The following is a 26,148-nucleotide window of genomic DNA, read 5'->3' as shown; positions in this document are numbered from 1 at the left end:
CCCCCCCCCCCCCCGCTGTTTTTATACTCGCCCACCAGCCAACACTACATTGCCTCTTGTGTCGTGGGCTCGGAGTTGTGGATAAGAGACAGCAATAATAACAATGAGCACCACCAGGGTACCGAGCAGCGAGCCACCCCGGGTCCTTTTCTTTCTGACAGGTTGCGAGTCTGCTTTATACTCACCGGCAATGGCTTTGATGATGGCTCCCGTGGCCGCGGCAACGCCACCTTCGTAATTGTCCTGCCTGAAATAAGGCGCAAGCTCATTCCGGATGATCTGGTTGGCAATGGCATCGGGCAGCGGACCTTCAAGGCCCTCACCCACTTCGATACGCGCCTTCCTGTCGTTGATGGCAATGAACAGCAGCACACCATTATCGTTTTTCGCCTGCCCCAGCTTCCAGGCTTCCGCCACCCGAAGCGTATAATCTTCGATCACCTCACCGTTCAGCGAGGGCACGATCAGCACCGCGATCTGGTTGGAAGTAGAGTCTTCATGCGCTTTCAGAACCTGCTCGAGCCTGCTCACGAATTCCGGAGAAAGAACTTTGGCTTCGTCATGCACCCGCGTGCCCCACAGCTCAGGAATGGCGAGCTGCGCAAAAGAGAAGAACGGAAAAAGTAAGGCCAGGAATAATAAATGCTTTTTCATGTCTGAAGTGAAGTAAACGGAAATGGGGTTTAATTGATGCGAAGGTCGTCGCGCAGCTCGTTCACGTCATCGGGGGTTTTATGGAATCCCTTCTCGAGTAGGATGTCACCACATCGCCTGATGCCAGCCTCGATGCCGTCGATGATACGGCCTTGCCTGATCTGCCCCACAAGGTCAGCTACTATCTTGTCCCATTCCTTCTGATCAACCACCTTGCTGATGCCGCGGTCTGCCATCACGATCACCTCGTGCTCGAAAAATGAGATAAAGATCATGATGCCCGTGCGATGACGTGTGGCGAAAACCTCCTCTTCAAGAAAGGCATTCTCCGCGCGCTGCCGTGTACACTCATCCATCTGCTTCTGGCTGATCAGCAACCTCCTGAGCGGCACCCACGCACTCACCAGCAGCGAGCCGAGAATACCGCTGAGCACCACCACAAAAAATATGAACACCGGATCGTAGTAGAGCGTGTTGCTGGCATCGGTGATCACGTAACGGTCAACCACGATCACGAGCGCGAAAGAGATCAAAGCGAGTATCACACCTCCCTTGTAAGTAGCTGTTCCATACTGGCCGCTGTTCTCCACGATCACCGGAACGATCTCCCCTGAAATTTTATTCTCGGCCTCTTTCACAGCACTTTTGATGCGCTGCAGATCTGCTTCACTGAATGTTTGCCTGAGTTTCATAACATCGGTTTGAAGAGTTAAAGATAGCCAACCAAAAACGGTGGCGGATGAATTTATTTCACGTGCGTTTTAATGAAGCTGTTTCAGGTAGAGCTGAATGGTATTCTCGAGCCCCAGGTAAAGCGCATCGCAGATCAGCGCATGGCCGATCGATACTTCCGCAAGATCAGGGATATTGGATTTCAGGAATTTAAGATTGTCGAGGTCCAGATCGTGGCCCGCATTTACCGCCAGGCCCAGTGATGTTGCCACCCTGGCACTTTCGATGTAAGGCTTTACGGCCACATCGCGGTTCACATGATACTCCCGTGCATACGGTTCTGTGTAAAGCTCGATGCGGTCGGCTTTCAGTTTGGCGGCACCTTCCACCATGCGCGGCGACGGGTCAACAAACAACGATACCCTTACTCCCAGCGACCTGATTTCGTCCACAACGTCTTTCAGCAGCGCAGCATGCCTGAGTGTATCCCACCCGGCATTCGAGGTGATGGCATCGGGCGCATCGGGTACCAGCGTTGCCTGTGCCGGCCTTACTTCGCGGATCAGCTTCAGGTAGCGAAGGTCGGGATAACCTTCTATGTTGAACTCCGTTTTCACAACATCTTTCAAAGCAATGACGTCGGCATAACGGATGTGGCGCTCATCCGGACGCGGATGTACCGTAATGCCTTCAGCACCAAAATTTTCGCAATCTTGCGCAGCTTTGATGACATCCGGATTATTTCCCCCCCGCGCATTTCGGAGTGTGGCAATTTTATTAATATTGACGCTGAGTCTTGTCACAGGTAGTGAATTTAGATTGTTAGCATTTAACCGTATACGGGATTTTTTGTTTCGAAATTAACACAACATCAACAATTTATGAGCCTCAAACAGCAAATCGATAACGACATCAAGAAAGCCATGCTTGCCAAGAACAAGGAAGAGCTTGAGGCTTTGCGCAGTGTCAAGTCATTGATCCTTCTGGCGGAAACTGAAAAAGGTGGTGCAGCCGATATTTCTTCCGATGCCGAGAACAAACTGCTGATGAAAGCCGCCAAACAAAGAAAGGAGTCGGCCGATATATTTGTGCAGCAAAACCGCAAGGATCTTGCTGACCGTGAGCTCTTTCAGCTCGAAGTGATCAGCCGGTACCTGCCCAAACAGCTGTCGGAAGATGAGATCAGGGCAGCGGTTCAATCCATCATCCAGGAAACCGGTGCCAAAGGTCCGCAGGATATGGGTAAGGTAATGGGCGTGGCTACCAAAAGACTGGCCGGACAAGCTGATGGCAAAGTGATCTCCGACCTCGTGAAAAAACTTTTGACCCCTTGAGCGGTATTGATATTGTTATCTGCGTCATCCTCCTCATCGGCGCTTACACTGGCTTTAAAGAAGGTTTTTTAATGGAGCTTTTTTCTTTCCTCGCCATCCTGCTGGGGGTGCTGGGCGGATTCAAGCTGATGGGCTGGGCCATGCTGATGCTGGGCGATAAATTCAATGTCGATCAGAAAGTGCTTCCCTACGTAGCTTTCGCAGTTGTCTTCATAGCCATTGTCATTGCCGTCAGGTTGCTTGGTAACCTGATCAAGGTATCCATCGACAAGACCTTTCTCGGAAGGGTAGACCAGGTGGCCGGCGCTATCCTGGGATTTTTTAAGACCGCTTTTTTGTTAAGTGTAATACTTTGGATCGTGGATTCTCTCAAAGTAGATCTTCCCCTGCGATGGACAGCCGATTCGTGGATTTTACCGAAAGTGGCTGGTTTCGCCCCGGTTATTACAGGCTGGATCGGCGAATTTTTCCCGGTTTTCAAGGATGTTTTCTAATGTGGCAAGGGTTCATTTTAAAAACTTTTATTCTGATTTTTTTTTGCTTTAATTATCGGTATTAATCGCTCGTATGTCAATCGTCGTTAAAGAAGAGAACGGTTTCAAGTTTGTTGATGAAGGTAAAGGCCAGGTCCTTTTATTATTACACGGTTTATTCGGCGCCCTCAGCAACTGGGAGGGCGTTGTAACCCGGTTCTCGAAGAATTTCAGGGTAGTGATCCCGATGCTCCCTATTTATGAAATGCCCATCAAGGAAGCCGGCCTCGAAGGCCTGAGAAAATTTGTGGAAGAATTTGTCGCTTTTAAGAAGCTCGACAACCTCATTATTATGGGAAACAGCCTTGGTGGCCATATCGGACTGCTGTATACCTTAAAGAACGCCGAAAAAGTTAAAAAGCTGATCCTTACGGGAAGCTCGGGCCTCTTTGAAGATTCCATGGGCGGATCATATCCCAAACGGGGCAACTATGACTATATCAGGGAGCGGGTAGCGTATACTTTCTACGATCCCAATGTTGCTACCAAAGAGCTTGTTGATGAGGTGTTTGAAACAACCAAGAGCATTCCGAAGTGCATGCGCATTGTGGCCATCGCCAAATCGGCACAACGCCACAACATGGCCGAGGAAATACCAAATATCACGGCACCGACGTTATTGGTTTGGGGACTAAATGATACAATCACACCCCCCATGGTGGCGCATGAGTTTAACCGCTTGATACCCAACTCGAAACTGAAATTTATTGATAAATGCTGTCACGCGCCCATGATGGAGCATCCGGAAAAATTTAACGAGCTTGTTGAGGATTTTCTGGTTACTTAGGTATTGTTTTGTTCTATCAAGTTACAGGTGAGGACGGAGAAAACCAGTAGCTACTAAAGCCCATAGCTATGATTGCAGAAGATCTTATAAACCACATGATCCCGCCGCTGAAAGGCACAGACGACGCCCACAAAGCCATTGTCTGGATGGAAGAATTCCGCTGCAATTACCTGCCTGTAGTAGACGGCGGACATCTGATGGGATTCATCTCCGAGGAGATCATCCTCGAGACCAACGATATTGAAAAAAGTGTCGGCGACTTCGACCTGATCGGTCAGATGAGCTACGTTCACCTCGACACTCACTTTTACGATATCCTCAAGGTTGCTACCGACAACAAGTTACAGATGGTTGCCGTGCTGAATGAAGACCAGCAGTACAGCGGCGTCATCACGGTACAAGACACGCTCACCTCCTTTGCGCAGACCGCGGCCGTACAAATGCCCGGCGCCATACTGGTGCTGTGCATGAATTACGTTGACTATTCCCTGGCCGAGATCAGTCGCCTCATCGAAGAGAACCACGCCAAGATCCTGAGCAGCATTATTAAAGAAGATCCGCTCGATGCCGGTAAGATCAGACTCACGCTGAAGATCAACCAGTCTGACATGTCGCGTATTGTTGCCACCCTCGAGCGCTTCGGTTACAAAGTGATCGGCCGTTACCAGGAATCAAAACCCATCGAGAACGAAAAAGAGCGCATCGACATGCTGTTGCGTTATCTCGATATTTAATACCGTCCTCACCTCTTTTTTACTTCAGCATCCGCTTCGTATCTTTATCCTACACTTTTTCTGGCTTACATATTTTTAAACGCATCAAAGTAAATTGATGAAAATCGGGATTCACGGCAAAGAATTTACGCGCCAATCCGCACCCTTTATCCAACGTATTTTTGAGATCCTTTCAGAACATGAGCTCTTCATCTCAGCCAAATTCGCCGCGGCTTTAAAACACCCCGTGTTTAAAAAGTTTCGCTATACAGTCTACCAGCCCGGCGATTCAGTAAAACATATCGAGCGCTTTATCAGCATTGGAGGTGATGGCACTTTGCTGGAATCGGTGTCCCATATTGGTACTGCGGAAATCCCGGTGCTTGGAATAAACACCGGAAGACTTGGTTTTTTGGCCACAATCAGCCGTGAAGAGACCGAGCATGCTTTGGCACAGGTTGTGAATGGTTCATTCACGCTGGACAAACGGGCATTGCTGCGGCTGGAATCAAGCCAGGATATTTTCGGCAAGCTCAACTTTGGCCTGAATGATTTTACCATTGTTAAGAAAGATACGTCTTCAATGATCACCATCCACACCTATATCGACGGAGAGTTCCTGAACTCTTACTGGGCAGATGGGATCATCGTGGCTACGCCAACCGGCTCAACGGGATATTCCCTGAGCTGCGGAGGACCGCTCATCTTTCCCCGTTCAGGCAACTTTGTGATCACGCCCGTGAGCCCGCATAACCTTACGGTGAGGCCTATTGTGGTCTCCGACAGCTCGCAGATCTCTTTCAAGGTGGAAGGAAGAAGTAAAAAGTTTCTCGTGTCACTCGATTCGCGCATCGCAACCATAGACAGCGCAATCGATTTAAAGGTAGGCAAAGCCGACTTTAAAGTGAACCTCGTGCAACTGGAAGGTCAACATTACTTCAAAACCTTACGTCAGAAATTGAACTGGGGACTGGACGTCCGTAACTGAGAGCTGATTTTTTAGTACCTTTATAGTTTATTTGGCTGATTTATAGTGGCTTAATCGGATTGGTGATGAGAAAATTCTTTTACCTGAGCATTGTTGTCTGTTTGCTGTTCTCGGCGCACGAGAGCATGGGTCAGATGAACCGCAAGGCGATCAAAAAAAATAACAGGCGGATCTCCTCTTTCAAGGGACGCAAATTCCACTTCGGAAAAGAAAAACGTTACAATGCCCTGGGTGTTTCGCTCAGCGCCCTGAACTACTACGGCGATCTTGCGCCCAAACCTTCAAAAGTAAGTACCGACATCAGTTTCACCCGGCCTGCAATAACGATCTCACTTGGCCATCGCTTTGGTCCGCGTTATACATTGACCACTGCCTTCATGTTTGGAACCCTGAGCGGTAGCGATGCCGAATCAGCCGATAAGGGCGATGCGAGCAATGGCATGTACCGTTATAACAGGAACCTCTCGTTCAGAAACAGGATCAAAGAGCTTTCCGTAACGGCCAGCCTCGATCTGTTCGAGAACCAGGCTACCTATATCAGCAGGGTGGTATGGACACCATACATCTATGGCGGTTTGGCCGTGATCCATCACAACCCCCAGGCCCTTGCTCCTGAAACCGGCGTGGATGGGCAACCCCTGGCCGGCGGTGGCAAATGGGTAGACCTGCAGCCACTCGGCACAGAAGGGCAGCATGCAACCCTGCAGTCAACCGACGCGAATGCCGGCATCAAACCGTATAAATTAATTCAGCCCGCCATACCATTTGGCTTCGGCGCACGTTTCAGGATAAATGAAGTGATGGATTTTTCTGCTGAGCTCGGATTCAGGTATCTGTTCACAGATTACATTGACGACGTAAGCCGCAGTTATGTAGACCTGGGCGTGTTTGGCAACGACGAGCTGGCAAAAGCGATGTCGTACAGAACCGGCGAGCTTGCCGAGTTTAACCCGTCAGCCGTCAATACAAGTTTGGAACCGTATACCGGAAGAGATCAGAAGCAATACTATACGCTTGCTGGTTATGGCCGCGAGTGGAAGGGTGACGATGGCTCAAGCAACGTGCGGGGTAACAACAAAGACAAGGATATTTACATGGTAACAACATTTCGCCTCACTTATATTTTGGGTAAAACATTTCATCGTGCTAAATTCAGGTAATGAAATTTTTTCCGGGAGCCCTTTTATTGATTGCAACACTCGTGTCGGGCGAGCTGCTGGCACAACGTTCTGAAATAGGCTTCGGAATAGGCACATTCAACTACACGGGCGATCTTGCCCGCACCTATAGTTTTGCAAACTCCAAACCCGCAGGCACTGTCTTCTACCGCTCTAATGTGAGCAAGGTGGTAAGCTTCAGGGCTGCCCTTACCGCGGGTAAGATAGGCGCCAGTGACAAACGGCCCATCGACGCGTTTGCCCAGCAGCGCAATGCATCGTTCAACATCTTCCTCATGGAGGCCTCCCTGGCGATGGAATATCACTTCCTGAACTGGCGCGAGACCAAACACATCCTCCGGTATTCTCCTTACCTGTTCGGCGGCATGGCCCTGTTTGGCATGTCGGGCAATGGAAACAAGACCGCCGAGTATAGCAACGTGCAGGGCGCTATTCCCTTCGGTGCCGGCATCAAGTACATCGTCAACCCCAAATGGTATTTGGCCCTCGAGTTCGGTGCCAGAAAAACCTTCTTCGATTACCTGGACAATGTTTCTGTGGGCAAGCAGTCGCGGAAGAATTACCAGTACGGAAACCCCTTCGATAATGATGCTTATTATTTCCTGGGCATAAGCGTCACCAGAACTTTTTACGATATCCCCTGCCCTACAAATCCTTATAAATAATCCTTAATCCAAAACTTTCGACCAGGTACCCCAACGTATCTGCCACATCCTCATTTACCTTAAACTTTTTTGCTAATTTTGCACCCCTGTGGCTTCATTTAAGGAACATATAGACTTTAATAATTTACCCCGCCATATCGCCGTTATTATGGACGGCAATGGCCGCTGGGCAAAGAAAAAAGGAGCGATGCGCATTTTCGGCCATCGCAATGCGGTTCAGGCTGTTCGCGATGTTACGGAGTGCTGTGGCGAGCTGGGTGTAAAGTATCTTACGCTCTACGCCTTTTCCACTGAAAACTGGAACCGGCCAAAGGAAGAAGTAGACGGGCTCATGGAGCTGCTGGTGAATACACTCAAGCAGGAGATCGGCACGCTGACAGAGAACCAGGTGAAGCTCATGACCATCGGCGATACATCACATCTGCCTGCGGATTGCCAGCGAAACCTTCAGTGGGCCATCAACGAGACCAGGAACAACAGTGGTCTTACGCTGAATCTCGCTTTAAGCTATAGTGGGCGATGGGAGATCATGAAGGCCGTAAAACAACTCGTTGCCGATGCCAAGGCGGGGAAGATTGAGGAAAAAGATATAAACGAGCAGGTTTTTGAGAACTATTTGCAGACTTCCGGCATCCCAGACCCGGAGCTGCTCATCAGAACCAGCGGAGAATTGCGTATAAGCAATTTCCTTTTGTGGCAAATTGCCTATACGGAGCTGTTTATCACACCTACCCTGTGGCCAGATTTCCGGAAAGAGCATTTATACGAAGCTATATGGTCATATCAGCAGCGCGAACGCAGGTTCGGAAAAACGAGTGAACAATTGAACCCGGTTAGTCGATGAAAAAATTTCTAATTATCGTTTTGGTATTCAGCACGGCTTCTGACATCTGGGCGCAGTTCAGAAGGAGAGATCGGACCACAACACCACAGGCAAGCGAAAACAACCTGAACTATGCCAACCCCGCCGAGTACACCATTGCGGGCATTGAAGTGAAAGGTATTAACGTGCTCGACAAAAATGCCATGATCTCCATCTCGGGGCTCAAAGTAGGCGATAAGATCAAGATACCGGGCGATGCCATCACCGGAGCCATCAGGAAGATCTGGAAATACGGCCTCGTAGGAGACGTCAGCATCGAAGTTTCAAAGATCGAAGGCACCAACGTTTACCTCAACATCGTGCTGGCCGAACGCTCACGCCTCACCGCCTTCTACTTCACCGGCATCAATAAAACACAGGAGTCAGGACTTAAAGAAGACCTCAAGCTCATCCGCGGAAAGATCGTGAACGACGCCATGGTCAGAAATACCGAGCTCGCCGTAAAGAAATATTTCGTCAAGAAAGGGTTTTTGAACACAGACGTGAAGGTGATCCAGGAACGTGACACCCTCAACCAGGACGGTATCAAGCTGAAGATCGCTGTAAACACCAAGTCGAAGGTGAAGATCAACGCCATCTCCTTTGAAGGGAACGATAACATTGACGATGCCACCCTCAAGCGCAAGCTGAAAAAGACCAAAGAACATCCGCGGTTCGTGCTTCACCGCACCATCCTCCGTGAGCTCTTCGCACCAAAAAAATACCTGGAGCCTGCTGAGAAGGTGAGCTGGAAGCAGACGAAGGAATTTCTCAACGAGAACATCAAGCTTAACATCTTCGCCAGCTCTAAATTCATCCGCAGCGAATACGAAGAAGACAAGAAAAAGCTCATCGAATATTACAACTCTAAAGGCTATCGCGATGCGGAGATCGAAGTAGACTCCATCTACAATCACAACTTCAGAACCATTAACATCGATTTTAAGATCTACGAAGGTCCCAAGTACTACTTCAGAAACATCATCTGGACCGGTAACTACATCTATACAGACAAACAGCTCGATGCCGTGCTGGGCATCAGCAAGGGCGACGTTTACAACAAAGATCTGATCGACAAGAAACTGCAGTTCAATCCGAAAGGAATGGACATCAGCGGGCTTTACATGGACGATGGCTACCTGTTCTTTAGGATCAATCCCGTTGAGGTGGCCGTGGCCGGCGATTCCATAGACGTGGAGATGCGCATTTCGGAAGGAGAGCAGGCTACCATCAACGAGGTAACGATCAGCGGCAACGAGCGCACCAGCGACCACGTGATCCGCCGCGAGCTCAGCACCGTACCCGGACAGAAATTCAGAAGGTCAGACATCATCCGCACGCAGCAAAGCCTTTCACAGTTAGGATATTTTGCGCCTGACAAGGTAAGCCAGAACCTGGTGCCCAATCCTGCCAAAGGAACGGTTGACATCGAATGGAAAGTGGAAGAACAATCAAACGACCAGATCGAATTGTCGGGTGGCTGGGGAGGTTACTATGGCTTCGTAGGTACGCTCGGCCTTACCTTCAATAACTTTTCTATCAGGAACATCCCGCACCTCAAGAACTGGAAACCGCTTCCGGTGGGTGACGGTCAGCGTCTACAGCTGAGAATGCAGGCCAACGGACGCCAGTATCAGAGCTATAGCTTCTCTTTCACAGAACCATGGCTCGGCGGACGCAAGCCACATTCTTTCACGGTGAGTCTCAACAGCTCCGTGCAGCGCTCGCTGTATGGCTACCAGATGCCGGACAGCACAACAGCCAACCCGACCATGAAGGTGCATAGCATCACCGTTGGTCTGGGACGCAGGCTTGAGTGGCCCGATAACTATTTCACACTGACAAATTCCGTATCGTACCTGCGTTATATTCTCAACGATTGGGATGCGGGCCTCGGGTTCTCTGACGGTGTGTCTAACAGCATTACCTTCAACACCACGCTGGCCCGTAACAGCGTCAACGAGATCATGTACCCGTCACAGGGATCAACGATATCGTTGAGCCTTACGCTCACACCACCGCACTCGTTGTGGAGAGGTCTTGACTACAGCGATCCGAACCTGGATCCGGCCACGAAATTTGCATGGATCGAGTTCCACAAATGGATGTTCGACGCCAAGTACTACCTGCCGCTCGACAATAAGAAAAAGCTTGTACTGGAAGCCAAAGCGCACTTTGGATTTATTGGCTCATATTCCAGAGAAGCTGGTATCGGGCCGTTTGAGCGTTTCTTCCTGGGTGGCGACGGACTGGCCGGAGGTTTCAACTCATTCCTGTTAGGCCAGGAGATCATCGGCCTGCGCGGTTACCAGAACAACAGGATCACCCCGCCGCTGTATGACCGCTATGGCAGCGTGAGCCCCGGCAGAGGTGTTGTGCAGGGTGGTGTTGTGTACGATAAACTGGGATTGGAGCTGCGTTACCCTGTAACCACCGGTAGCGCCGCAACCATCTACGGGTTCATCTTCACGGAAGCCGGTAATAACTGGAACAATTATGAAGACTTTAATCCGTTCAATTTATACAAATCGGCAGGCGTTGGGGCGCGTATCTTTATGCCTGCGTTTGGTTTGATAGGTCTGAACTGGGCATATGGTTTTGATAGGCTGCCTTATGCGCAAGACCGCAGTGGATCGCAATTCCACTTCACCATTGGTCAGCAAATCAGATAATTATGCGGGTTTATTTAATTCCAATATTTTTTCTCATTTTCGGCCTGAATTTTGTCAACGCTCAGAGGTTCGGGTACATTGATACGGATTTCATCCTGAATAAAATGCCCGAATACAAGAAGGCACAGGACGAGATCAACCAGCTCTCTGAAGCCTGGGAAAAGGAGGTTCAGGACATGTCCAAAAAAATAGAGGGCATGTACAGCGCCTACCAGGCAGAGCAGGTACTGCTCACGGAAGAAATGAAAAAAGAGCGCACCACAGCCATCCAGAAAAAGGAAGCTGAGATGAAAGAGTACCAGAAAAAGGTATTCGGCTTTGGCGGGCTGTTCTTCCTGAAAAAGCAGGAGCTGATCAAACCCATTCAGGATAAAGTGTGGGACGCCGTAGACAAAGTTGCCAAGCAGAATAACCTGGCCATTGTGTTCGACAAGGCCGGCGAGCTGGTGATGATCTACACCGACCCGCGTTACGATTACACGGATTTTGTGCTGGATGAGCTGGGGCTTGGCGATCCGAACGATAAGATTAAAAACTAACTTGATTAAAACTCCATGAGAAAACTTGTTTCACTTCTTGTGCTGACCCTGGGCTTTTTTGCCTCTCAGGCACAAACCACCACTGCATCCGTTAAGATCGGCTATGCTGATGTAGATTATATTTTCAGTCAAATGCCCGAAGCCAAACAGATCGACTCCGACCTGAAGGCAACGCAAACCATGCTGAAAAACCAGATCGAAGGCAAAGCGCAGGAATTCCAGAAAAAACTTCAGGACTACAACGCAAACCTCAACACCATGCTTGATGCCGTTCGTCAGAACACTGAGCGCGAGCTTCAGCAAATGCAGCAAAACCTGGAGAAGCTTCAGCAGGATGCACAAACTACCATCCAGAATAAACAAACGCAGCTGATGGAGCCCGTTTACAAAAAAGTAGGCAAAGCCATTGAAGATGTTGCCAAAGAAAACGGCTTCACCTTTGTTCTCAACCAGCAGATCGGCGGCCTTGACGTGATCCTTTATGGTGACGAAAAAATGGATGTTTCTGACCTCGTACTGAAAAAGATGGGCGTTACACCCGCTCCGAAGCCCGAAGCAAAAGCTGGCACACCTCCTAAACAATAGGCAGTAGGCATAAGCAATAGGCAATAACGCCTTACTATAAGAATAAAAATACAAAGCCTTCCTGATATCAGGAGGGCTTTTTTACTTAGTGGCTTTTCGTGTTCTTAGAGTCTTCGTTGGCAAAAAAGAAATTTTTCTATGATCATACCCAGTCTTCTTAAAACCGGCGATAAGGTTGGCATTGTTGCAACCTCCAGGAAGATCGATGCCGCTGACGTTGAATTCGCGGCGAAGGTGCTTGAGTCGTGGGGATTGCAGGTGATCATTGGCCGTAACATTTTCAGCAGCAGGCACAGCTATTTGGCTGGCGCTGATGAAGAACGCCGCGCGGACCTGCAGGAGATGATCGACGATGCGGCCATCCGCGCCATCATCTGCGCACGGGGTGGCTATGGAAGCACCCGCATCATCGACAGCATCGATTTTTCAGGTTTCAGCAAACATCCCAAATGGCTTGTAGGCTTCAGTGACATCACGGCGCTGCACCTTCGTCTGAAGAAAGAACAAGTGGCCAGCATCCACGGCACCATGCCTGTTTTGTTTTCGCGGCCCGACTCTGCCTCCTCGGTAGAAAGCCTGCGAAGACTTCTGCTGGAAGGTGAGTGCAGCATCGACGCAATACCGTCTCCGTTCAACCGTATGGGTACTGCATCAGGCATGGTAACGGGAGGAAACCTGTCGCTGATCGTCGATTCGATCGGAACTTCCGGAGAGCCCGATACCAAGAACTGCATCCTCGTGCTGGAAGAAATTGACGAATATTTTTATAAGCTCGATCGCATGCTCACACAACTTCGCAGGGCCGGCAAGCTTCAAGACCTTCGTGCGCTTGTGGTGGGTCACATGACCGATATCAAGGAAGCAAGCCTCGGCTTCGGCGAACGTGTGGAAGAGGTCATTCTTAATGCGGTGAAAGACTATTCATACCCGGTGGTGTTCGGTTTTCCATCAGGCCATGAGAACCCCAACTACGCCTGGGTACACGGAGGCAAAGCCGAGCTCATCGCAGACGCAAAAAAAGTATCGCTGTTGTTCGAAGGATTCAAAAAAAGAAGTACTGTATAAGCGCATACGCACCCAGGACCAACAACGTAATGCCCGGGATCTTTTTCAAAAAGGTGTTTCCCTGAAATTGCCGTACCACCCTCCTGGCCAGGTACGCCAGAATGATCAGCAATGAGAGGCTGCCAAGCGACACACCCAGCAGATAAAAATGAACTTCCATGTTTGTGTCGAGGTCGATCCACCGCTGACTTTTGAGGTATGCCGTCATGGCCACCCAAAATGGCAAGGCTAGTGGATTGAGCAATGCCAGTAAAATGCCCCTTCTGAAGCCACTCTCCTGGAAGCGTTTGGCAAAAGGTGATGGCTTTTGTGAAGACCGCAGGCTGATAACACCGAGCACGGTCATCACTACGCCAGTAATGATCCTGAAATTGGCCGTGATCATCGGCGAAGAGGTGATGAGATTTTCAAACTCAACTGCCAGCCATGCATAGGGATATTCGATGAGGGCTGCGGCCAGCGCAAAACGCCAGGCAGTTGAAATGCGATGCTCGAGGCCCAGGCCAATGATGGTGAGGTTCATCGTACCGGGAGGAATGGTGCCGATGAAGCTGAAGAGGAAAGCGATCGATAAAGTCAACAATGCTTCCATGATGCTACTGAACCGCTTTTTTAAATGCACGGTAAAACGCCAGCGCCTCGCGATAGCTCAGATAACGGACGCCAGCTTGATGATTTTCCCGCGAGATCTCGAAGATCGTTTTCCAGTGCCGGAAGAGCACACCCACTGCCTTGAACAGCCCGAAAGCAGGATCATAGATGTGCGCAGGCTCGGCACCACATCCGTTCAGCTCCATGATCTTCACGCGGCCTTCGTAAAGATCGTTCAGGCTGGCGCAGCGTACATCAAATCGTCCAAAATAAAATCCATCGATCTGTTTGCTGATCCGGTCAAAAGATGAAGACAACCGGTCGTTGATCAGGTGATTTCCATCGAGGAACCTGGTGCCCATGGCATGATTGCCGATAGAGACAAGCTCGATCGACTGCCCCGCGGGAATCACCTCTTCAAGCCTGTCGCGGTACGCCTCCGCCAGTTTTTTCCACTGAAGTTTGGCCCTGTCTTTTTTCATGATGAGCTGCTGAAGCGTGGATGTTCCGTCTCCGGTCACAGAAAGCATCTCTTTTGCGACAATAGAGACCACCTTTCCGTTGGGCTGTGATGGATATCGCTGATAGAACACACCGAACTCCAACGGCAGGTCTACAAAATCCTGCACCAGGAAATTGATCCTGATCTTTTTAAGGTACGATTCAACATCCGCTGCCGATGTTATTTTTTTCACCATGAATCCGCGCTCGCCCAGCTCGGGTTTAAAGATCACAGGGAACGTAAATCCATACTGGTTCAGTGTTTTCAAAACTGTGTCGCTTGTTGCCGGAAGGAGAATGAGCTTCGTGCGCGGAACGAAGGCTGAAGGGATCTTGCTGATCACATCGTATTTCGATTCGCCAAACATGCCTCCCATGGCGATGCCCGGATTGGATGCCGAAAAGAAGGTCAGCGATCGTGAACGAAGCGCGAGCCAGAAAAAATAAAAGAACAGCGGGAACTGAAGGATGCCGAATGGCCAGTACTCCCAGTTTCTGAGTTTGATAAAAAAATTACTGCGTGTAATTTTTTCTAGTCCTCTCATGCTGCAGTGAAAGCTGAATTAATGATGAACAGATACAGCCGCTTCCCTGTACCGCACTGTTGACGCAGCCACACCAAAATCAGGAGGCAGTGAGATGTAAGGCGCCACTTCACGGATGCCGATCTTCATGATGGCCATATGGTGCACCGCGTGTTCGATGTTATACACCAATTCGCGGACAGCATTCGTCTCGATGGAAATATATTGTTCCTTATCAGGATCGAACCCAACCTCAAGTCTGAGCGGTTTGTTGTTGTCTCGCAGCGCGCTCACAAAGCCACGGATGCGGCGAATGGTATTCAGTGCCATGAGCTTGTCTGTTTCGGTCAGTCTGTCGTGTGCCCGTTTGTCATAATTCACAACGCCACGCTCAAATCCCTGCTCAAAACAGATAAAAAACTCCAGCGTGTGCCGCAGGTGCTGACCAATGGTCGACTGACTTAAAGCCTTTGATGGTTTTGTAAAATCGCGCCCATCGATCTCCTGTAGGAGTGCAGCAAGCTGATCAAGGATCTGGGTGCAAACTTCCGATACGTTCATGTCTTCCCTTAAGCTAACAAAGATAAACTATGATTTATTTGATTGACATGATGATCTGGATTTAAGAGCAGGATTATACCAGGATTAAATGATTTACAGACCTATTGGAGCCCTTTATCGCAAGAATCCCGTTTCCGGATGTATTCTCATCCTGTGAATCACGTTAACCCAATAAATCCTGGTTTAATCCTGTAAATCTTGTTAATCCGTTAATCCTGGTTTAATCTTGGTTAATATCATACATGAAGGAATTGGCACGGACCTTGTTTTCGTTAGATAAGAAAAACTGAGGGTTGTGAAAATGAAAAAGTTAGTGGTCGCAGTTCTTTTGGCAACAGTTTCTACCTATGCCCACGCCTATATCTCAGGCATCGCTATTCAAACAGATAAGAGTTCGAATATGCAGGTTTATGTAAACGGAAAGCTCTACAACAAAACTCCCGAGAAGTTTGTACGCATTAAAAGCAAGCCCGGTTTATTTCACGTTCAGGTGAAAGTGCTCAATCCTTATGATAAGAACTGGTACGTGGTTCGCAAAGACATCAAGGTGGAAAAGGGATATGAGTTCTATTACAAAATGGTATTTGCAAAAGGTAAAAAACCCAGTATCCAGGAGGTAAAAAGATATCCGGTATACAGCAGGTACTTCCTGAACCCCATGCTTTACAACAAGCATCCCGTGACGTAATCAGTTAACAGTTGACAATAAAACAATTGACAAAAGGCCCGTTTCAAGCTTAAGATCAGTATTTCAAATCCATTGTCGATAATCACTGGGCATTTGGCATCTTAAATCGACAGGCCGGTCTGGTACCTTAAACCCTGACCGTTGTCAACAGCCCCATTGTCAACCGTCAATTATTTTCTCTTGTCTCTCACCAGCAGCGCTACTACCAGCACAATGGCGGCAAGGGTAAATATGTTGCATCTGAAAAAGTGAAAGGGTCCGTGCCAGTTGAAAAGACCGTCGAACATCCATCCGAAAATGCCGAAGATCGCGCCGAAAATGCCACCGATAGCTCCGGCCATGGCTCCGAACACCGCACCGATAACCCCTATCACGATGCCAAACGCACCACCGACAAGCCCAAGCGCTACCGGGAACATAATGATGCAGATCAGAACAATGAAAATGGTGCCGATGGTCTTGGTTATCATAGCAGTAATGGTTTGACTTTAAAATAATCAAAGCCCATTCCAGATTACCAAAACGCAGTTTTCAGCGTGATTTAAAAGAAAAACCCCGGAAAGTCCGGGGCTTTTGTTCAAATCTGTACAGCCAGCTGTTCACATTCTTAAAAGGGATATTCTCCCTTGTCGATGGCATAACCGGCGATCTTTCTTCTGGCCTCTTTCAGGTTATACGGTTCCATCTTGGTGAAACGTTTCAGGCCGAGCAACATCAGGCGCAGCTCATCTCCTTCAGCAAAGGCATAAATCGCTTGTTTTCCGGCAGAAGCGGCCTTTTCAACAGCCTCGTGCAGGTAAACAATCGCTATTTCCTTCTCGATCTGGCAATTTGCTTCGCCCCGCAGGCCAATCAGTTTTTCCACGCGCAGTAATGTAGATTCCGCCACGTAAGCCTCGATCAGCATATCGGCAAGGTTCATCAGCACCTCCTGCTCGTCTGAAAGCTTCATCATAAATTTCTGAACCGCTGCGCCGGCAACCATCAAACCTGCTTTTTTGAGGTTCTGGAGCGCTTTTTTCTCTTTGGCAAAAACGGCTGAATCGTCGCTGGCGCCAAAATCAGGTATCGCCATCAGCTCTTTCTGCACCGCCATGGCCGGCGTCATCAGGTCGAGCTGGCCTTTCATAGCCCGTTTCATCAGCATGTCGATGGTGAGCATACGGTTGATCTCGTTGGTACCTTCGAAGATGCGGTTGATGCGGGCATCGCGATAGGCGCGGTCCATAGGCCCTTCAGCAGAAAAACCCATCCCGCCGTATATCTGCACACCTTCGTCTACCACAAAATCAAGCACCTCCGAGCCGTGCACTTTCATGATGGCGCATTCAATGGCAAAATCTTCCAGTGATTTGAGCTTGGCTTTCGCCGATTCCAGGCCACCTGCCACCAACGCGTTGTAAGCATCGTCAACATTCTGGCCCGCGCGATAACAGGCCGACTCGCTCGCATAAACTTTCACCACCATTTCGGCGATCTTATGCTTGATAGCACCAAAGTTTGCAATCTGCGTTCCGAACTGCTTTCTTTCTTTCGCGTAGTTGATGGCCGTAGAAATGGTTTTTTTGCTGCCGCCGATCGCCGCAACTGCCAGCTTGATACGACCAACATTCAGGATATTCACCGCGATCTTGAATCCATTCTCCCGTTCAGAGAGCAGGTTCTCAACCGGCACTTTGCAGTCGTTGAAAAAGATCTGGCGGGTGGAAGATCCTTTGATACCCATCTTGTGCTCCTCCTCGTTCATGGTGATACCGCCAAAAGCTTTCTCAACGATGAAGGCACTGAGGTTTTTATCGTTGTCGATCTTGGCAAACACAATGTATATATCAGCAAAGCCGCCGTTGGTGATCCACATTTTCTGACCGTTGATCACGTAGTGTTTTCCATCTTTCGATAACACCGCTTTTGTTTTTCCGGAATTAGCATCTGATCCTGAATCCGGTTCAGTTAAACAGTAGGCAGCTTTATATTCTCCGGTGGCCAGCTTGGGAAGATATTTTTTCTTTTGCTCCTCGTTTCCATAGTATATAATGGGCAATGTACCGATGCCGGTATGGGCCGACAGTGCCACTGCTACCGAGTGACCGGCGCCAATTACTTCCGCCACAAGCATGGTGGTGTTGAAGTCCATTCCAAAGCCGCCGTATTCAGCAGGTACAGAAGTTCCAAGCAAACCCAGCTCGCCCGCTTTATCAAGCAGTGACGGCATGAGCTTACCATCTTTCATCGAGTCGATCTCATCGAGCCGCGGAAAAACTTCTTTTGCAAGAAAATCCTTACACTGCTGTTCGATCATTTTCTGCTCTTCATTAAAATCTTCAGGAATGAAGATCTCGTGTGCTTCCGTGTCGCGGATCAGGAACTCCCCTCCCTTGATCGCTTTTTTAGTTTCTGTTGCTGCTGCCATATCGTGAAATAGATTTGAGTATTGAGATGTGAGATATGAGATCAATTCAGAAGTTCGTAGATCCCGGCCACGCCTTGTCCGCCGCCGACGCAGGCCGTTACCATTCCGTACTTCTTATTTCTTCTTCTTAATTCATTTAAGAGCGTGAGCGACAAACGTCCTCCCGAGCTTCCGAGCGGATGGCCCATTGCAATAGCCCCTCCGTTCACATTCAGTTTGGCCGGATCAATGTTCAGGTCACGAACCACGGCCAGCGACTGTGCTGCGAACGCTTCGTTCAATTCGATCAGGTCGATGTCGTTCAGTTTCAGTCCCGCTCTTTCAAGCGCTTTCGGTACTGCTTTCACCGGTCCTATACCCATAATGCGCGGATCAACACCAGCCACCGCGTAGCTCATCAGGCGCGCAATGGGTTTCAGGTTGAGCTGTTTCACAAGGCGCTCCGACATCACCACGGCAAACGCGGCGCCATCAGTGGTAGGTGAAGAATTTCCGGCCGTAACCGATCCACCCAACGCAAACACAGGTTTGAGTTTTGCCAGCACGTCCATGTTGGTATCGGCCCTCGGGCTTTCATCGGTATCCACTACAAACTCGCGCGTTTTCTTCTTGTTGTTCTCATCCACATAGATCTCTTTGGTGGTGATGGGCACGATCTCTTCTTTGAACTTTCCCTCCTGCTGTGCCTTGATGGCTTTCATGTGCGATTCATACGCAAAACGGTCCTGGTCTTCACGCGAGATCTTGTATTGCGCGGCAACCTGCTCGGCGGTTAAGCCCATGCTGGTATAATAGGTTGGGTTCTCTTTGGCAACGGTATAATTAAGCGCCGTCTTCCAGCCCATCACCGGCACCAGCGACATAGATTCGGTACCTCCCGCAATAATGCAGTCTGCCATGCCGGCCTGCACTTTCGCCGAAGCAATGTGGATCGCTTCAATGCCCGATCCACAGTAACGGTTGATCACCATGCCAGCGTTGTCGATACCCAGCGCCATCAGGGCGATCATCCTTCCCATCTGCATGCCCTGCTCCGCTTCCTGAACGGCATTGCCAACAATGAGGTCATCGATCATTTTGTTCTCCAGGCCAGGAACAGATTTTACCAGCGCCTTGATCAGGTCTGTCGCAAAATCATCAGGACGGGTAAAACGAAATCCGCCTTTTTTAGCACGAGTGTTTGCTGTTCTTTTCGCCGCAACGATATATGCATCCATATCTTTAGTTTTAATCGTCAATGTTTTCTCTTCGTTTATAGTGCAGATTGTTTCCTGCGGATTCCGCAGATAGGCGCAGATTTTAGTGTGCCTTTATCTGCGTTCATCAGCGTGATCTGCGGGACCTGCATTTTAATTCCGCAATGGCTTTCCTCCCGTGAGAATAGACTGAATTCTTTCAAGTGTCTTCTTCTCTCCGCAGAGGGAAACAAAGGCTTCACGCTCCAGGTCGAGGAGGTATTGCTCACTTACTTCCTGTGGCGCCGTGAGATCTCCGCCGCACATTACGTTGGCGATCTTCATGGCGATCTTCGCGTCGTGGTCTGAGATGTAGTTGCCCATGCGCATGCCGTTGACGCCGGCCATGAACAGCGCCATGCCTGTTCTTCCCTGTACTTTAATATTTTTTGCCTGTAGCGGCATGGTATAACCTGCTTCGGCCAGCTCGATCGCAGCCTGTTTCGCATCTGCGATCTGACGGTCGCGGTTGATAGAGATCCTGTCATGCGAGCGGAGGATCTTCATCTCGCGGGCCTCTTCCGCAGACAACGCCACTTTTGCCGTAGCGATGTTCATGAAAGCATTCTGCAAGGCGTTGAGCTCCACATCACCTTCCTGCAACGAGTCTGAAACACGTTTGGTAAATTCTTTGGTTCCGCCGCCACCGGGGATCAGGCCCACACCCACTTCAACAAGGCCAACATAAGTTTCGGCTGCAGCCTGCACAATGTCTGCGTGCAGCGTCATCTCGCAACCTCCGCCGAGGGTTCTTCCCTGCGGACAAACCACTACGGGTACGGATGAGTAACGAAGGCGCATGGTTGAATTCTGAAATGCGCGCACCATAAAATCGATCTCATCGTAATCCTGCTCGATGGCGTACATGAACACAAGGCCCAGGTTTGCACCCAGCGAAAAATCCGCACCCTGGTGTCCCACCACAAGACCGCGGTAATTTTTCTCCGCCAGGTCGACGGCTTTGTTCAGACCTTCTATCACAGAGCTGCCCAGGGTGTAGCTCTTGCTGTGCCATGAGAAATTGATCACACCGTCGCCGAGGTCAGTCACTTTCGATTCGGCATTCTTCCATACGATCTTATCGCTCAGGTTCTCGAGGATGATGAACTCTTCTTTACCCGCGATCTGCTTGTATGACTTCGATGGGATATCGTAATATTTGCGTTGGCCACCTTCCACTTTGTAGAAGCTCTTGTTACCGGAGGCCAGCATGTCGTACACCCACTGCTTCGGCTTGTAGCCCATGCCCTCCATGTTCTTCACCGTTTGCTCCACGCCAACAGCATCCCAGGTTTCGAAAGGACCAACCTCCCAACCAAAACCCGCGCATACAGCATCGTCAATTTTATAAAGCTCGTCTGCGATCTCGGGAATGCGATTGCTCACATACTGGAACAGTCCGTAAAAAGAGTCGCGGTAAAATTCTCCGGCTTTGTCCTTTCCGGCAAACAAAACCTTGAAGCGCTCTTTCAGGTTGTCGATGGTCTTGGTGGTTTCAAGCGTGGCAAATTTCGCCTTCGCTTTCGGCTTGTATTCAAAGGTTTTGAGATCGAGGGTAAGGATCTCGCTCTCTCCTTTCGCGCCTTTTACTTTTTTATAAAATCCCTGACCTGTTTTATCGCCCAGCCATTTGTTCTGCTCCAGCTTGTTGATGGCTTCCGGCATCTTGAACATTTCACGGCCCTCGTCATTGGGCAGTCCGGCATAGAGTCCGTTCGCTACTTTGATCAGTGTATCGAGGCCCACCACATCAGAAGTTCTGAACGTTGCTGATTTCGGCCTGCCGATCACCGGACCGGTAAGCTTGTCGATCTCATCGATGTTCAGGTCTAGCTTGCGCATGGAGTCGACCGCTTTCAGGATCCCGTAAATTCCAACACGGTTGGCGATGAAGGCCGGCGTATCTTTGCAGAGCACGGTGGTTTTGCCGAGATAAAGGTCACCGTAGTGCATCAGGAATTTTACGATCTCCGGATCTGTCTTCGGTGTGGGAATGATCTCCAGCAACTTCAGGTACCGCGGCGGATTGAAGAAGTGTGTTCCGCAGAAATGTTTCTGAAAGTCGTCGCTTCTTCCTTCGGCCATCAGATGAATTGGAATGCCCGATGTATTGGAGGTGATCAGTGTTCCGGGCTTCCGGAATTTTTCCACTTCGGTGTATACTTTTTTCTTGATGTCGAGATTCTCCACTACCACTTCTATGGTCCAGTCGTAGTCCTTGATCTTCGCCATATCGTCAGTGAAATTTCCCAGCCTGATGCGCGAAGCAAATCTCTTATCATAGAGCGGTGCCGGGTTCGACTTCAAAGTCGAGTCGAAAGAGCTTTGTACAATTCTGTTCTTGACCGCGGGGCTATCTAGGGTCAGATTTTTTTTCTTTTCCTCCTCGGTAAGTTCTTTCGGTGCAATGTCGAGCAGCAGTACTTCAACACCAATGTTTGCGAAGTGACAGGCGATGCGTGAGCCCATAATTCCTGAGCCCAGTACCGCAACTTTGCGGATCGTTCGGTTCATATTCTTTTTTCGTTGAGCGAAGCTATTTTGTCGTAGATGTTATTCTTTTCTATGATGCGGTTGATCTTCTGAAGCACTTCGAAAAATACGTTGAGCTTCTCCGGCTCGATCAGCTGCCGTATCACATCATTGAAGCGTAATACCGTCTCCCGCGATTTCTCTTTTTTCTTTTTACCTTCTTTTGTGAGCACGATCCGCACCAGGCGTTTGTCAGAAGAATCCGCTTCGCGATAGATCAATCCCTTCTCTTCCATGCTCTTCAATAACCGTGTGAGACTTCTTGCTTCAAGGCCCATGAGCGGTGCGATCTTGGTAGCCGGCGTGCCTTCTTCCGAATTGATGTTCAACAGAACGAAGCCCATCGACATCGTAATGTCATGCTTGCCCGCCTGTTGATTATACATTCGCGCAATGGCATGCCACGCTGCCTTTATATTATAGTCTACCGTTTCCTCCCTGCGCATACGTTTTCAGAGCGTTAGCGAAGGTATAAAAAAAATGGTATGCATGCAGAGTATTCCGGAAATTTTTGAAAACATGGGGCGGATTTAACATTAGGGACTCATACGATTGTAAAATATCGTACCCGGAGCAGATTCCGAAAGGTCCATGATCCATAGTCAATGGTCCATGGAAAGTACATCAAAATATCCATTTACAACGCTAAAAAGCAGAAATCCCTTAACACCATCCTTTTGCTTTCTTAAAACTGTCCTTTGAAAACAACCCTCCGGCCATGGACTATGGACCATCGACCATGGACTTTTTTTCCAATTGCCTGCAACCTTGTCTCTTCTCCAGCGTCTTATGCATAAGAGTATTATGTATCAGGCAACTATGCATTCATCCGAACTCCTGAAAGGAACGCTTCAGACCATTGTTCTCAAGATCCTGGCCGACCATGGCAAAATGTACGGTTATGAGATCACCCAGCGCGTAAAAGATCTTTCAGATGGCACCATCCTACTAACGGAAGGTGCGCTCTATCCCACCCTCCACAAAATGGAGGCGGAAGGACTTCTGAAAACGGAGACCGTGCTCATGGGCAAAAGGGTGCGTAAGTATTATACGCTTACGCGCGATGGCAAGAGCGTTGTTCAGGAAAAGGTGCGCGAGTTCGCCGCTTTTATGAAAACCATGTCTGCTTTATTGAACCTGCAAACTGCGTAATGGCACAGCTCAACGCCCAGCATATCGACTACATCGTCAAAGACCTGACCTACCGGGGCATCATTCTCGAGGGATTCAGGGATGAGGTGATCGATCATGTTTGCTCGGCGGTGGAAGCAGAGCTTGAGAAAGGTGTACGTTTCATTGATGCCTATCATCACGTGCTGCGCAGCTTCGGCCACACTGCGGGCCTGCGCAAAACACAACAACAAACTTTACGGTACGAAAATCAAAAGACAAAGATCATGTTGAAGAACTATCTCACCATCGCCATGCGCTCGCTGGCCAAGCATCGCTTTTATTCTTTTGTCAATGTTGCCGGGCTCGCTACCGGCGTGGCAGCCTGCCTTGTGATCGTGCTGTTCATCCAGCATGAGCTGAGCTACGATCGTTATCATGAAAAGGCAAACCGCATCTTCCGCGTGAATGGCGAGATCAAGTTTGCCGACAATCATTACAAACTTGCTGTTGCACCCGCCCCACTGGCCGACGCCCTGCTGCAAGACTATCCGGAGATAGAGACCGCGGTTCGTTTTCGTCAGCGCGGCACTTACCTGGTGAAAGTCAGTGACCAGGCCGAGAATATCCGTCAGGATGGTGTAGTATGGGCCGACAGCACTTTCTTTAAAATTTTCTCCGTACCTGTGATCAGCGGCAACGCCGGTAAAGCGTTGAAAGAGCCGAACAGCATTGCCATCAGCCGGAAGGTGGCCGAAAAATTTTTCCCCGATGGAAACGCATTGGGCCAGTCGCTAATTCTGGACAATCGTTGGAACCAAAAGGTCACCGCCATATTTGAAGACATGCCTGTCACGGGACATTTCCATTTCGAGATCATAATCTCGATGACGGGACTCGAAGAAGCAAAGAATAACAAATTTCTCGCTAACAACTTCAATACTTATCTCTTGCTGAAGAAAGGTGCCAGCGCACAGGCACTGGAAGCAAAACTGCCGGACTTCGTTGAAAAATATATAGGCCCGCAAGCTGCGGCAGCCGTGGGTGGTGATTTTACAATGGAGAAGTTCAGGGCAGCGGGCAACAAAATCGAGTATACGCTCATGCCCTTGCGCGATATCCACCTCCGCTCAGACCTTACAGCGGAGCTCGAGGCTAACAGTGATATCACCTATATCTATCTGTTTTCCGCCATCGCGCTTTTTATTCTCGGCATCGCGTGCATTAATTTTATGAACCTCTCCACCGCACGCTCAGCCAACCGTGCCAAAGAAGTGGGCGTTCGTAAAGTGATGGGCTCACTGCGTTCACACCTGGTTCGGCAGTTCCTCACAGAATCTTTTTTACTCAGTCTTTTTTCTTTCGCGCTCGCCGTGGTGCTGGCCTGGTTCCTGCTTCCCTTCTTCAATTCGCTGGCACATAAGGAGCTCTCGATTCCTTTTTCCGATCCTGTTTTCTATGGTGCGATGTTGCTCGCCGCCGCGGTGGTGGGTATGCTGGCCGGTCTTTACCCTTCATTTTTCCTTTCCGCATTTAAACCGGTGAACGTGCTCAAAGGTCAGGTCTCGCTGGGCATGAAGAGCGGACTCATCCGAAGCACACTGGTGGTATTCCAGTTTGTGATCTCCATTTTTCTGGTGGTGGGCACACTGACAGTGAACCGCCAGCTAAACTATATTCAGAACAAGAAGATCGGTTTTGAAAAAGACCAGGTGCTGGTGGTGAATGATGCTTATGCGCTGAGCGATAAAGTGGAGGCCTTCAAGAATGAGGTGCTTCAAAATAACTTCATCAAGAACGGAACCGTTTCAGGTTATATTCCCGTCAATGGCGGATGGAGAAGCAACGACACCTATTGGCCCGCAGACAGCGAACCTACCCAGGAAAACATGGTAGGCATGCAAGGCTGGGATGTTGATTACGACTACGTGAAAACCATGGGCATGACCATCAAGCTGGGTCGTGATTTTTCACGGGAGTTTTTGTCTGATTCTTCTGCTGTGATCATGAATGAAGCTGCCGTGAAGCAGTTTCGTTTTGAAAAAGATCCTATCGGCAAAAAGATCTCCACCTTCGGCGGCGATAACCCGGACGGCAGCCCCGACCGTAATTCAATAAAGTCATGGACGGTGATCGGCGTTGTAAAAAATTTCCATTTCGAGTCGCTGAAAGAAAATATAACGCCGCTCTCGTTGTTCATCAAAAGAAGCAACGGATATGTCATCTTCCGTTTCAATGCTGCCAATACACAAAACGTGATCGCCGCGGTAGAGAAGAGCTGGAAGAAACTGGCACCCGGCCAGCCATTCCAGTATTCATTTCTCGACGAAGACTTTGGAAGGATGTACGCGTCTGAGCAACGGCTCGGAAAAACATTTGCCGTTTTTGCAGGCCTCGCCATCATAATTGCGTGCCTGGGTCTGTTTGCACTTACTTCATTCACGGCCGAGCAACGCACAAAAGAAATTGGCATCCGCAAAGTTCTCGGGGCGTCGGTTCCCAGCATTGTGATGCTGCTCTCGAAAGAGTTCAGCAAGCTGATCGGTATTTCGTTTTTACTGGCTGCGCCGCTTTCATGGTTTGCCGTGAACTGGTGGCTGCAGCATTACACCTATAAAGTGGAAATTGGAGTTCTCGTGTATCTCCTGGCCGGCGTTTTTGCTTTTCTGGTAGCATGGCTAACCATGGGCTATCAATCGGTGCGGGCGGCAACGGCCAATCCGGTGAACTCGCTGCGCAATGAATAACC

At 49.4% G+C, this 26,148-nt stretch carries 26 protein-coding genes; 15 read left to right on the top strand and 11 right to left on the bottom strand.

Going from position 1 to position 26,148, the window contains the following annotated elements; all coding sequences use genetic code 11:
* Positions 1 to 21: 21 nt before the first annotated feature.
* The 3 genes from KK083_RS24420 to KK083_RS24410 form a co-directional block, all read right to left on the bottom strand.
* Positions 22 to 654, bottom strand: coding sequence for a TPM domain-containing protein (locus tag KK083_RS24420; RefSeq protein ID WP_254168375.1), 633 nt, complete (start codon positions 652 to 654; stop codon positions 22 to 24).
* Between the two features lie 29 nt (positions 655 to 683).
* Positions 684 to 1,346 (bottom strand): TPM domain-containing protein, encoded by a 663-nt coding sequence (locus KK083_RS24415; RefSeq protein ID WP_254168373.1) that lies wholly within the window; start codon positions 1,344 to 1,346, stop codon positions 684 to 686.
* A 69-nt stretch (positions 1,347 to 1,415) separates the two neighbouring features.
* Complete coding sequence (locus KK083_RS24410) at positions 1,416 to 2,129, bottom strand: pyridoxine 5'-phosphate synthase (protein WP_254168371.1); 714 nt, start codon at positions 2,127 to 2,129, stop codon at positions 1,416 to 1,418.
* A 78-nt stretch (positions 2,130 to 2,207) separates the two neighbouring features.
* Between KK083_RS24410 and KK083_RS24405 the strand changes: the two genes are divergently transcribed.
* The 12 genes from KK083_RS24405 to KK083_RS24350 all read left to right on the top strand — a co-directional run bounded on the left by KK083_RS24405 (position 2,208) and on the right by KK083_RS24350 (position 13,247).
* Positions 2,208 to 2,660, top strand: coding sequence for a GatB/YqeY domain-containing protein (locus tag KK083_RS24405; protein WP_254168370.1), 453 nt, complete (start codon positions 2,208 to 2,210; stop codon positions 2,658 to 2,660).
* Positions 2,657 to 3,154, top strand: coding sequence for a CvpA family protein (locus KK083_RS24400; protein WP_254168368.1), 498 nt, complete (start codon positions 2,657 to 2,659; stop codon positions 3,152 to 3,154). The genes KK083_RS24405 and KK083_RS24400 overlap by 4 nt, the downstream gene beginning before the upstream one ends.
* Positions 3,155 to 3,227: 73 nt before the next feature.
* Positions 3,228 to 3,980 (top strand): alpha/beta fold hydrolase, encoded by a 753-nt coding sequence (locus KK083_RS24395; protein WP_254168366.1) that lies wholly within the window; start codon positions 3,228 to 3,230, stop codon positions 3,978 to 3,980.
* Positions 3,981 to 4,048: 68 nt separating this feature from the next.
* Entirely contained in the window at positions 4,049 to 4,714 is a 666-nt protein-coding gene (locus KK083_RS24390; RefSeq protein ID WP_254168364.1) for a CBS domain-containing protein, read from the top strand.
* A gap of 97 nt (positions 4,715 to 4,811) precedes the next feature.
* The gene (locus KK083_RS24385) at positions 4,812 to 5,681 is read left to right on the top strand and encodes an NAD kinase (protein WP_254168363.1); all 870 of its coding nucleotides are present in this window, start codon (positions 4,812 to 4,814) and stop codon (positions 5,679 to 5,681) included.
* 65 nt (positions 5,682 to 5,746) lie between these two features.
* On the top strand, positions 5,747 to 6,841 hold the full coding sequence (locus KK083_RS24380; protein WP_254168362.1) for a DUF6089 family protein: 1,095 nt from the start codon (positions 5,747 to 5,749) through the stop codon (positions 6,839 to 6,841).
* On the top strand, positions 6,841 to 7,524 hold the full coding sequence (gene porG, locus KK083_RS24375; protein ID WP_254168361.1) for a type IX secretion system protein PorG: 684 nt from the start codon (positions 6,841 to 6,843) through the stop codon (positions 7,522 to 7,524). The genes KK083_RS24380 and porG overlap by 1 nt, the downstream gene beginning before the upstream one ends.
* Positions 7,525 to 7,612: 88 nt before the next feature.
* On the top strand, positions 7,613 to 8,368 hold the full coding sequence (gene uppS, locus KK083_RS24370) for an undecaprenyl pyrophosphate synthase (RefSeq protein ID WP_317195246.1): 756 nt from the start codon (positions 7,613 to 7,615) through the stop codon (positions 8,366 to 8,368).
* Complete coding sequence (locus tag KK083_RS24365) at positions 8,365 to 11,058, top strand: BamA/OMP85 family outer membrane protein (RefSeq protein ID WP_254168360.1); 2,694 nt, start codon at positions 8,365 to 8,367, stop codon at positions 11,056 to 11,058. The genes uppS and KK083_RS24365 overlap by 4 nt, the downstream gene beginning before the upstream one ends.
* 2 nt (positions 11,059 to 11,060) lie before the next feature.
* Entirely contained in the window at positions 11,061 to 11,597 is a 537-nt protein-coding gene (locus tag KK083_RS24360; RefSeq protein ID WP_254168359.1) for an OmpH/Skp family outer membrane protein, read from the top strand.
* 15 nt (positions 11,598 to 11,612) lie between these two features.
* Positions 11,613 to 12,182, top strand: coding sequence for an OmpH/Skp family outer membrane protein (locus KK083_RS24355; RefSeq protein WP_254168358.1), 570 nt, complete (start codon positions 11,613 to 11,615; stop codon positions 12,180 to 12,182).
* Positions 12,183 to 12,320: 138 nt separating this feature from the next.
* Positions 12,321 to 13,247 (top strand): S66 peptidase family protein, encoded by a 927-nt coding sequence (locus tag KK083_RS24350; RefSeq protein ID WP_254168357.1) that lies wholly within the window; start codon positions 12,321 to 12,323, stop codon positions 13,245 to 13,247.
* Here KK083_RS24350 and KK083_RS24345 read toward each other — a convergent pair.
* Genes KK083_RS24345 through KK083_RS24335 form a run of 3 tightly spaced genes read right to left on the bottom strand, consistent with a single transcriptional unit; the run spans position 13,225 to position 15,424 of the window.
* Positions 13,225 to 13,839, bottom strand: coding sequence for a LysE family transporter (locus KK083_RS24345; RefSeq protein ID WP_254168356.1), 615 nt, complete (start codon positions 13,837 to 13,839; stop codon positions 13,225 to 13,227). The genes KK083_RS24350 and KK083_RS24345 overlap by 23 nt on opposite strands.
* 4 nt (positions 13,840 to 13,843) lie before the next feature.
* Positions 13,844 to 14,884, bottom strand: a complete 1,041-nt coding sequence (locus tag KK083_RS24340; protein WP_254168354.1) for an ATP-grasp domain-containing protein — start codon at positions 14,882 to 14,884, stop codon at positions 13,844 to 13,846.
* Between the two features lie 18 nt (positions 14,885 to 14,902).
* Positions 14,903 to 15,424, bottom strand: coding sequence for a hypothetical protein (locus KK083_RS24335; protein WP_254168353.1), 522 nt, complete (start codon positions 15,422 to 15,424; stop codon positions 14,903 to 14,905).
* Between the two features lie 301 nt (positions 15,425 to 15,725).
* Between KK083_RS24335 and KK083_RS24330 the strand changes: the two genes are divergently transcribed.
* Positions 15,726 to 16,112 carry a hypothetical protein gene (locus tag KK083_RS24330; RefSeq protein ID WP_254168351.1) on the top strand — a complete coding sequence of 129 codons (387 nt, stop codon included), beginning with the start codon at positions 15,726 to 15,728 and terminating at the stop codon, positions 16,110 to 16,112.
* A gap of 170 nt (positions 16,113 to 16,282) precedes the next feature.
* On the opposite strand, the gene KK083_RS24325 is transcribed toward KK083_RS24330, so the two are convergent.
* The 5 genes from KK083_RS24325 to KK083_RS24305 all read right to left on the bottom strand — a co-directional run bounded on the left by KK083_RS24325 (position 16,283) and on the right by KK083_RS24305 (position 22,735).
* A complete protein-coding gene (locus tag KK083_RS24325; protein ID WP_254168350.1) occupies positions 16,283 to 16,582 on the bottom strand; it encodes a hypothetical protein in 300 nt (99 codons plus the stop codon).
* Between the two features lie 137 nt (positions 16,583 to 16,719).
* A complete protein-coding gene (locus KK083_RS24320; RefSeq protein WP_254168348.1) occupies positions 16,720 to 18,522 on the bottom strand; it encodes an acyl-CoA dehydrogenase FadE in 1,803 nt (600 codons plus the stop codon).
* Positions 18,523 to 18,563: 41 nt separating this feature from the next.
* On the bottom strand, positions 18,564 to 19,739 hold the full coding sequence (locus KK083_RS24315; RefSeq protein ID WP_254168346.1) for a thiolase family protein: 1,176 nt from the start codon (positions 19,737 to 19,739) through the stop codon (positions 18,564 to 18,566).
* A gap of 132 nt (positions 19,740 to 19,871) precedes the next feature.
* The gene (locus KK083_RS24310; RefSeq protein ID WP_254168344.1) at positions 19,872 to 22,271 is read right to left on the bottom strand and encodes a 3-hydroxyacyl-CoA dehydrogenase/enoyl-CoA hydratase family protein; all 2,400 of its coding nucleotides are present in this window, start codon (positions 22,269 to 22,271) and stop codon (positions 19,872 to 19,874) included.
* A complete protein-coding gene (locus KK083_RS24305; protein ID WP_254168342.1) occupies positions 22,268 to 22,735 on the bottom strand; it encodes a MarR family winged helix-turn-helix transcriptional regulator in 468 nt (155 codons plus the stop codon). Before KK083_RS24305 ends, KK083_RS24310 begins: the two co-directional genes overlap by 4 nt.
* A gap of 373 nt (positions 22,736 to 23,108) precedes the next feature.
* Between KK083_RS24305 and KK083_RS24300 the strand changes: the two genes are divergently transcribed.
* Together KK083_RS24300 and KK083_RS24295 are read left to right on the top strand one after the other, a co-directional pair.
* Positions 23,109 to 23,441, top strand: coding sequence for a PadR family transcriptional regulator (locus KK083_RS24300; RefSeq protein ID WP_254168341.1), 333 nt, complete (start codon positions 23,109 to 23,111; stop codon positions 23,439 to 23,441).
* Positions 23,441 to 26,146 (top strand): ABC transporter permease, encoded by a 2,706-nt coding sequence (locus KK083_RS24295; protein ID WP_254168339.1) that lies wholly within the window; start codon positions 23,441 to 23,443, stop codon positions 26,144 to 26,146. The genes KK083_RS24300 and KK083_RS24295 overlap by 1 nt, the downstream gene beginning before the upstream one ends.
* Positions 26,147 to 26,148: the final 2 nt, after the last annotated feature.

The sequence above is a fragment of the Chryseosolibacter histidinae genome (assembly GCF_018598225.1).
GTDB classification, from domain to species: Bacteria; Bacteroidota; Bacteroidia; order Cytophagales; family Cyclobacteriaceae; genus Chryseosolibacter; species Chryseosolibacter histidini.
The sequence above is the reverse complement of the archived record's forward strand: the minus strand, read 5'-3'. Positions and strand labels throughout refer to the sequence as shown.

Bases quoted from the DNA above. Each gene is read 5' to 3' on its own strand.
- KK083_RS24385 (WP_254168363.1), top strand. From the start codon at position 4,812: ATGAAAATCGGGATTCACGGCAAAGAATTTACGCGCCAATCCGCACCC.
- KK083_RS24355 (WP_254168358.1), top strand. From the start codon at position 11,613: ATGAGAAAACTTGTTTCACTTCTTGTGCTGACCCTGGGCTTTTTTGCC.
- KK083_RS24340 (WP_254168354.1), bottom strand. From the start codon at position 14,884: ATGAGAGGACTAGAAAAAATTACACGCAGTAATTTTTTTATCAAACTC.
- KK083_RS24415 (WP_254168373.1), bottom strand. From the start codon at position 1,346: ATGAAACTCAGGCAAACATTCAGTGAAGCAGATCTGCAGCGCATCAAA.
- KK083_RS24380 (WP_254168362.1), top strand. From the start codon at position 5,747: ATGAGAAAATTCTTTTACCTGAGCATTGTTGTCTGTTTGCTGTTCTCG.
- KK083_RS24420 (WP_254168375.1), bottom strand. From the start codon at position 654: ATGAAAAAGCATTTATTATTCCTGGCCTTACTTTTTCCGTTCTTCTCT.
- KK083_RS24390 (WP_254168364.1), top strand. From the start codon at position 4,049: ATGATTGCAGAAGATCTTATAAACCACATGATCCCGCCGCTGAAAGGC.
- KK083_RS24325 (WP_254168350.1), bottom strand. From the start codon at position 16,582: ATGATAACCAAGACCATCGGCACCATTTTCATTGTTCTGATCTGCATC.
- KK083_RS24350 (WP_254168357.1), top strand. From the start codon at position 12,321: ATGATCATACCCAGTCTTCTTAAAACCGGCGATAAGGTTGGCATTGTT.
- KK083_RS24305 (WP_254168342.1), bottom strand. From the start codon at position 22,735: ATGCGCAGGGAGGAAACGGTAGACTATAATATAAAGGCAGCGTGGCAT.
- KK083_RS24295 (WP_254168339.1), top strand. From the start codon at position 23,441: ATGGCACAGCTCAACGCCCAGCATATCGACTACATCGTCAAAGACCTG.
- KK083_RS24300 (WP_254168341.1), top strand. From the start codon at position 23,109: ATGCATTCATCCGAACTCCTGAAAGGAACGCTTCAGACCATTGTTCTC.
- KK083_RS24405 (WP_254168370.1), top strand. From the start codon at position 2,208: ATGAGCCTCAAACAGCAAATCGATAACGACATCAAGAAAGCCATGCTT.
- KK083_RS24395 (WP_254168366.1), top strand. From the start codon at position 3,228: ATGTCAATCGTCGTTAAAGAAGAGAACGGTTTCAAGTTTGTTGATGAA.
- KK083_RS24330 (WP_254168351.1), top strand. From the start codon at position 15,726: ATGAAAAAGTTAGTGGTCGCAGTTCTTTTGGCAACAGTTTCTACCTAT.
- KK083_RS24360 (WP_254168359.1), top strand. From the start codon at position 11,061: ATGCGGGTTTATTTAATTCCAATATTTTTTCTCATTTTCGGCCTGAAT.
- KK083_RS24365 (WP_254168360.1), top strand. From the start codon at position 8,365: ATGAAAAAATTTCTAATTATCGTTTTGGTATTCAGCACGGCTTCTGAC.
- KK083_RS24315 (WP_254168346.1), bottom strand. From the start codon at position 19,739: ATGGATGCATATATCGTTGCGGCGAAAAGAACAGCAAACACTCGTGCT.
- porG (WP_254168361.1), top strand. From the start codon at position 6,841: ATGAAATTTTTTCCGGGAGCCCTTTTATTGATTGCAACACTCGTGTCG.
- KK083_RS24320 (WP_254168348.1), bottom strand. From the start codon at position 18,522: ATGGCAGCAGCAACAGAAACTAAAAAAGCGATCAAGGGAGGGGAGTTC.
- KK083_RS24345 (WP_254168356.1), bottom strand. From the start codon at position 13,839: ATGGAAGCATTGTTGACTTTATCGATCGCTTTCCTCTTCAGCTTCATC.
- KK083_RS24310 (WP_254168344.1), bottom strand. From the start codon at position 22,271: ATGAACCGAACGATCCGCAAAGTTGCGGTACTGGGCTCAGGAATTATG.
- KK083_RS24335 (WP_254168353.1), bottom strand. From the start codon at position 15,424: ATGAACGTATCGGAAGTTTGCACCCAGATCCTTGATCAGCTTGCTGCA.